The sequence below is a fragment of the Streptomyces sp. adm13(2018) genome (assembly GCF_008042145.1).
Lineage (GTDB): Bacteria > Actinomycetota > Actinomycetes > Streptomycetales > Streptomycetaceae > Streptomyces.
Genome location: NZ_RDBH01000135.1, coordinates 51,395 through 57,394 on the forward strand (window position 1 = coordinate 51,395; position 6,000 = coordinate 57,394).

A 6,000-nucleotide genomic window follows, 5' to 3' on the forward strand; every position below is an offset into this window, starting at 1 on the left:
TCGCTCCGCGGATGCGAACGGCCTTGGCCGATGGGCGTACGCGGGGCGCATACTGGCCTCAATGACAAAGTCCAGTGCACCGAAGCGTCATCTGCCCACCAGCCCGTTCAAGGCTCCGGTCACGCTGCCGCCCCAGCAGTTCGCCGTCGGCGACCAGGTCACGCACGACGTGTACGGCCTCGGCCGGGTCGTCGGCATCGAGAGCGGGATCGCGGCGGTCGTGGATTTCGGCTCGACGCAGAAGCGGATCCTGAGCCCCTACGCCAAGATGAGCAAGTTGTAGGGCCGCCGTCGCGTCCGGTCTGTCGGTCGCTCGGCAGCTCGGTCGGTCGGTCCCTGCGCGGGTGCCTGCCTTCGGCATGCCCTGACGCGTCCCGCTCTGCCACGAAGTCCCAGGTCAGCGACCTGGGGCTTCGTCGTTTCCGGTCGTCCCCGCCCGGTTCAGCAGCCGTAGGTGCGGCTCGGGAGGCGGTGTTCCGCTCGGGGGTGGATCACCAGGGCGAAACCGTGGTTCGCGGCGATCGAGCGGGTGTGGTCGGCCGAGAGGGAGCCGTGGCGTTCCAGGGACAGGGCGGGGAGGCCCGAGCGGCCCTGGCCGGCCGTGCGGTGGAAGGAGAGCACCGTGGTCGACGTCGACGCGTGGTGCGGGTGCCGACGGCGGGCGGCGGCCTCGTCCTCGTGGGCCAGGAGGCGGACGTCCGGTTCCGCACCGAAGTCCTCCGCCACGCCCTCGGCCCGCCAGTGGGCCGGTTCGTGCTCCGCGCCGGTCAGATGGCGGGAGCGGTTGACCGAGGTGATGGAGAGGAAGCCGCCGCCGGTGCGCTCCAGCGCCTCGTCGAGGAAGCCGTTGGAGGGGCAGCGGTAGCCGGGGCCGATCAGCTGCACGGTGTTCACGCCGTCCTGGACGGTGGTGAGGTGCGGCGGGACGTGTGGTGCCGCGGCGCCGCGGAAGCCGAACGGGCCCAGCGTGAACAGTTCCTCCATCAGGTCCTCGACCTGTCTGCGGGGCAGCTGGTCCGGCAGGCGGGTCCAGTCGAAGACCGAGCGCACGCGGGCGCGTACGGTCGTCACGCTGCCGACCTGTGCGGCCGGGCGGCCCTTGATCCGGTTGATCCGCTCGACGACGTCCCGTTCGGGGCGGGCCGTCATGGCGTAGAAGTTGCCGAAGCCGTGTGCCACGGCGGCGCCCTCGCCGAGTGCCTCGACCGCCCTCCGTACGTCCTCCGCCCGGCCCAGGACCAGTTCCCGAGCCGTACGCGTCCGCTGTCCGCCCACCGCACACCTCCCGTAAGTGTTCGTCGATGCTCCGGCAACGAGCCGTACCCCCGCCGGTCACCCGAGGAGCGGCCACCCGTGCACACCTGAGGGTGGAATTGAGCGGCGTGCGCTTTAATGCCGCTCTTGCATTAGTACGCGTCTGCAAGTACTGTCGGGGGCGTCCGGCGCCCTTGTGGACCGTGCGAAGCGCCCGCGGCACCGAGCCTCCCTTTCGCCGGGAGCCCCCCCACCCCCACACAGGCAAGGGAGGGACGCCGGGCGAAACCGTCCGCCGCCGCCCGGCGTCCCTCCCCGCATGGACACGTTCACGGCCGGAATACGCCAGCTGCTGCGGTTCGCGCTGCTGGAGGCGCGGTGCTGCGCCTTCGCCGTGGCGCTCGTCGGGGGGATCGCCGTGTCCTCCGTCCTGCCCGAGCTGCCGATCGCCCGGTACGACCTCCTGCTCCTGTACGGGATCGCCCTCACCGCCGTCGCCTGGAAGGTCGGCTGGGACACCGGACGGGACATCGCGGTGATCGCCGCCTGCCACGCGACCGGGCTGCTCTTCGAGCTGGTCAAGGTGCGGATGGGTTCGTGGAGCTACCCGGAGGAGGCGCTGACGAAGATCGGCGGGGTGCCGCTGTACGGCGGATTCCTCTACGCGGCGCTCGGAAGCTACGTCTGCCGGGCCCGGCGCCTGTTCGACCTGCGGCTGACCGGCTACCGGCCGCGGGTGACGGCCGCGCTCGCCGCCGCCGTGTACGCGAACTTCTTCAGCCACCACTGGCTGCCCGACGCCCGCTGGGCGCTGGCCGGACTGCTCCTCGTGGCGACGGCGGGCACCTGGGTGCGGTTCCGGGTCGGGGACCGGGACCACCGCATGCCGCTGGCGCTGTCGTTCGTCCTGATCGGCTTCTTCCTCTGGGTCGCGGAGAACGCGGCCACCTACGTCGGCGCCTGGAGCTACCCGCACCAACTGGACGGCTGGCAGCCGGTGTCCCTCGCCAAGTTCGGCGCCTGGGCGCTGCTGATGACCGTCACGTTCGTCCTCGCGATGTCGTCCCGGGCGGTGCGACAGGACACGCGACACGAGAATTGAAGCAATTCCGTGCACCGGTGCGGGGGCCGTGGTACAGTCGACGACAGTTGCAGTTGTGGTTCCCAAAGAAGCTTACAAGTGCCTTCGACGATTCGACATCGTCAGGCACTTTCTTTGTTTTCGGTGCAGTTTTCCGAACGGGGCAATCATCACGGCGACTCCGGGTTCCGCACAGTGCGGACCCCTGGGCTACGCCCCGAAGGAGAAATGACATGGCCAACGGCACCGTGAAGTGGTTCAACTCGGAAAAGGGCTTCGGCTTCATCGAGCAGGAGGGTGGCGGCCCGGACGTGTTCGCCCACTACTCCAACATCGCCACCTCGGGCTTCCGTGAGCTCCAGGAAGGCCAGAAGGTGACCTTCGACGTCACGCAGGGCCAGAAGGGCCCCCAGGCGGAGAACATCCTCCCCGCCTGACGTTGACACGTCCGACGCAGCCGGTGTCCTCACCCTTGTGGTGAGGGCCCCGGCTCGTCGCATTTTCCAGACTTTTCCCACATTTCCCGGGCCATTCACCGGCCGGCCGCCGATTTCGACCCCTCGGTACGGCCGGAACCGCATGCCCGTGGCATTCGGTACGTTCCTGTAATTCATCGGGCCCGCAACCCCACGCGAATTCCTCGAAGCGCACCGTTTCGAGGAGACCCATGAACGACAAGCACGACACGTACGACAGGCCCGACACCGACAGCGCCCGGCGGACCGGCCGGGCCGGACGCGGCGCCCCCGCCGAGGACCCCTGGGCGGCCCTGCCGGCCGGCACCCCGGCCCTGCCGCCCGCCGAGACCTTCGCCGCGCTCGACCTGCCGGCCGCCGTCCACGACGTCCTCACCCGGCTCGGCGTCGACACGCCGTTCCCGATCCAGTCCGCGACCCTGCCCGACGCCCTCGCGGGCCGCGACGTCCTGGGCCGCGCGCGCACCGGATCCGGCAAGACCCTCGCCTTCGGTATCCCGCTGCTGGTCCGCCTGGCCGGACGGCGCGCCGAGGCCCGCAAGCCGCTCGGGCTCGTCCTGGTCCCCACCCGTGAACTGGCCCAGCAGGTGACGGACGCCCTCGACCCGTTCGCCCAGGCGCTGGGGCTGCGACTGGCCACCGTCGTCGGCGGCATGTCGATCGGCCGGCAGGCCACGGCGCTGCGCGACGGGGCCGAGGTCGTGATCGCCACGCCGGGCCGCCTCATGGACCTGGTCGAGCGGAAGGACTGCCGGCTCGAGCGGGTCGGCGCCACCGTCCTCGACGAGGCCGACCAGATGGCCGACATGGGGTTCACCGACCAGGTCACCGCGCTCCTCGACCTGGTGCCCCCGCGGGGCCAGCGGCTGCTGTTCTCCGCCACCCTCGACCGTAACGTCGACCTCCTCGTCGAGCGCTACCTCACCGACCCGGTCGTCCACTCCGTCGACCCCTCGGCGGCGGCCGTCGCCACCATGGACCACCACGTCCTCCAGGTCCACGGCCCGGACAAGTTCGCCACCGCCACCGAGATCGCGGCCCGCGACGGGCGGGTCATCATGTTCCTGGCGACGAAGGCGGCGGTCGACCGGTTCACCAGGCACCTCCTCGGCAGCGGCGTGCGCGCCGCCGCCCTGCACGGCGGGAAGTCCCAGCCGCTGCGGACCCGCACACTGGACCGCTTCCGGTCCGGCGAGGTCCCGGTCCTCGTCGCCACGAACGTGGCCGCCCGCGGCATCCACGTCGACGCGCTCGACCTCGTCGTCAACGTCGATCCGCCCGCCGACCACAAGGACTACCTGCACCGCGGCGGTCGCACCGCGCGCGCCGGGGAGTCCGGGATGGTCGTCACCCTGGTGACCTCCGAGGAGCGGCGCGAGGTGGCCCGGCTGATGGCGGACGCGGGCATCCGCCCCCAGATCACCCAGGTCCGCTCGGGCGAGGCCGCCCTGAGCCGCATCACCGGCGCCCGTACGCCCTCGGGCATCCCCGTCGACGGAGCCGCGCCCAGCCAGGAGGGCGTCAAGCGCGGCGGGGCTGCCTTCCGCGGCATGGGCACCGTCCCGGGCCGTCCGGGACGTGCCAAGAACGAGTCCCGCAAGGCCGCCGAGGCCCGCAAGACGGCGGAGGCGAGGCAGGCCGCGCGCATCCGCCGGGGCAAGTAGGCTCCCGCCGGGGCCGGCCCGGGACCGCGCCCGCCGGCGGCACAGCAGAGGAGACCCCGTGAGGGACGACGACCCGTGGAACACGATCCGTTCGCTCGCCGCGTGCTTCACCGCACTCGACACCGAGCGGGGCATCTCGGCGGAGGAGCAGTGGACGCTCCAGGTCCTCAAGCTCGCGGAGGAGGTCGGTGAGGCCGCGCAGGCCGTCATCGGGGTCCGCGCGGTGAACCCGCGCAAGGGCCGCAGCCACGACTGGGAGCAGGTGCAGGAGGAGGTGGTCGACGCCGTGATCACCGGCATGGTGTCCCTCGCCCGGATGCGCCCCGACGACGCACCGGAGTTCTTCGCCTCGGTCCTCGCCCGCAAGTCCGCCCGGTTCCTCCCCGACCCGCCCGGGAGCGAACCCGTGGTCACTGGGCGATGAGGGCCACCTCCGGGGAGGTGGGGCCGGGGGCCATGATCGTTGACGGGTGAGGAGCGAAAGGGGAGGATTGGGGCGAAGAGCGAGTTCCGGCCGAGGCTCGGCCGGCTCGTGGGAGTCGACCATGCATCCTCTGCCGGACCGCACCACCGATCCGCGAACGCCCGCCGGCGGGACCGGCCTCCTGCCGCCCACGACCGGCGCGGACGCGCGGATGACCGTGGAGATCACCCCGGACGGCACCGTGGCCGTCGGCGGCGAGATCGACAGCGCCGGGGCCCCGCGCCTCTACCGGAGCCTCCGCGCCGCTCTGGCCCTGCATCCCGAGGGGGTCCGGCTCGATCTCGGCGGCGTCACCTTCTGCGACTGCGCCGGCCTGCGCGCCCTGCTGACCGCCCGGTCCGCGTGGCTCGCCCGTGCCGCACGTGTCGCGCGGCGCCGGAGCCCCGGCGGGCACCCGGCCCTCACACCGGGAACGCCGCTCCTTCTCGGACCCACCAGCCCGCGGATGGCCCGCCTTCTCCGGCTCACCGGCACGGAAGGGCTCTTCCTCCCGCCGCGGGCGGGGCGGGATCAGTGAAGCGGCAGCCGCACCTCGATCGTCTTGCCGCCGCCCGGCGGCAGGGACAGCCGTATCCCGCGGGCGAGCAGCCTGATCAGGGGCCATCCGAAGCCTCCCCCGGTCGATCCGGAGACTCGCTCCGTCCGTCCCCGACGTACGTGCGGCAGCTCGTGGCTCGCGTCCTCGACGGTGACCGTCACCGCGTCCCGGTCGATCGCCACCCGGAACCCGGTCAGGCCGCCCCCGTGCCGCACGGCGTTCGTGAACAGCTCCGACGTCACGAGCAGCGCGTCGCCCAGCGCGGTGGCGGTCGGCGGCGCGCCTCTCAGGGCCGTCGCTCCCGCCAGCGCCTCCGCCACCCGGGCGCGCGCCTCGGACGCGTCCCGCGGGAGAACGAGCCGTCCCGCGTGCGGCGTGGAGGGTCCCGTTCGACGTCCTGTGGCCACTGGCACTCCCACTCGGTCCTCGCCCGCGGGATACGGCTGTCCCTGCCGCCGGGCGGCGGCAAGACGATCGAGGTGCGGCTGCCGCTTCACTGATCC

8 protein-coding genes are annotated in these 6,000 nt (G+C 72.3%); 6 read left to right on the top strand and 2 right to left on the bottom strand.

The window, feature by feature from the left end:
• Window positions 1-61: 61 nt before the first annotated feature.
• A complete protein-coding gene (locus EAO70_RS26815; protein WP_148005481.1) occupies window positions 62-283 on the top strand; it encodes a hypothetical protein in 222 nt (73 codons plus the stop codon).
• A gap of 158 nt (window positions 284-441) precedes the next feature.
• Here EAO70_RS26815 and EAO70_RS26820 read toward each other — a convergent pair whose 3' ends face one another.
• Window positions 442-1,275, bottom strand: a complete 834-nt coding sequence (locus EAO70_RS26820; RefSeq protein WP_148005482.1) for an L-threonylcarbamoyladenylate synthase — start codon at window positions 1,273-1,275, stop codon at window positions 442-444.
• Window positions 1,276-1,573: 298 nt separating this feature from the next.
• Here EAO70_RS26820 and EAO70_RS26825 point away from each other — a divergent pair, with 298 nt between their 5' ends.
• The 5 genes from EAO70_RS26825 (at window position 1,574) to EAO70_RS26845 (ending at window position 5,476) form a co-directional block, all read left to right on the top strand.
• A complete protein-coding gene (locus EAO70_RS26825; RefSeq protein WP_148005483.1) occupies window positions 1,574-2,356 on the top strand; it encodes a DUF817 domain-containing protein in 783 nt (260 codons plus the stop codon).
• A gap of 212 nt (window positions 2,357-2,568) precedes the next feature.
• Window positions 2,569-2,772, top strand: coding sequence for a cold-shock protein (locus EAO70_RS26830; RefSeq protein ID WP_015031667.1), 204 nt, complete (start codon window positions 2,569-2,571; stop codon window positions 2,770-2,772).
• 230 nt (window positions 2,773-3,002) lie between these two features.
• Window positions 3,003-4,475 carry a DEAD/DEAH box helicase gene (locus EAO70_RS26835; RefSeq protein WP_148005484.1) on the top strand — a complete coding sequence of 491 codons (1,473 nt, stop codon included), beginning with the start codon at window positions 3,003-3,005 and terminating at the stop codon, window positions 4,473-4,475.
• Between the two features lie 58 nt (window positions 4,476-4,533).
• Window positions 4,534-4,899, top strand: a complete 366-nt coding sequence (locus tag EAO70_RS26840) for a MazG-like family protein (RefSeq protein WP_148005485.1) — start codon at window positions 4,534-4,536, stop codon at window positions 4,897-4,899.
• Window positions 4,900-5,020: 121 nt separating this feature from the next.
• The gene (locus EAO70_RS26845; RefSeq protein ID WP_261993072.1) at window positions 5,021-5,476 is read left to right on the top strand and encodes an STAS domain-containing protein; all 456 of its coding nucleotides are present in this window, start codon (window positions 5,021-5,023) and stop codon (window positions 5,474-5,476) included.
• Here EAO70_RS26845 and EAO70_RS26850 read toward each other — a convergent pair.
• Window positions 5,470-5,817 carry an ATP-binding protein gene (locus EAO70_RS26850; protein WP_187284053.1) on the bottom strand — a complete coding sequence of 116 codons (348 nt, stop codon included), beginning with the start codon at window positions 5,815-5,817 and terminating at the stop codon, window positions 5,470-5,472. The genes EAO70_RS26845 and EAO70_RS26850 overlap by 7 nt on opposite strands.
• Between the last annotated feature and the right edge of the window lie 183 nt (window positions 5,818-6,000).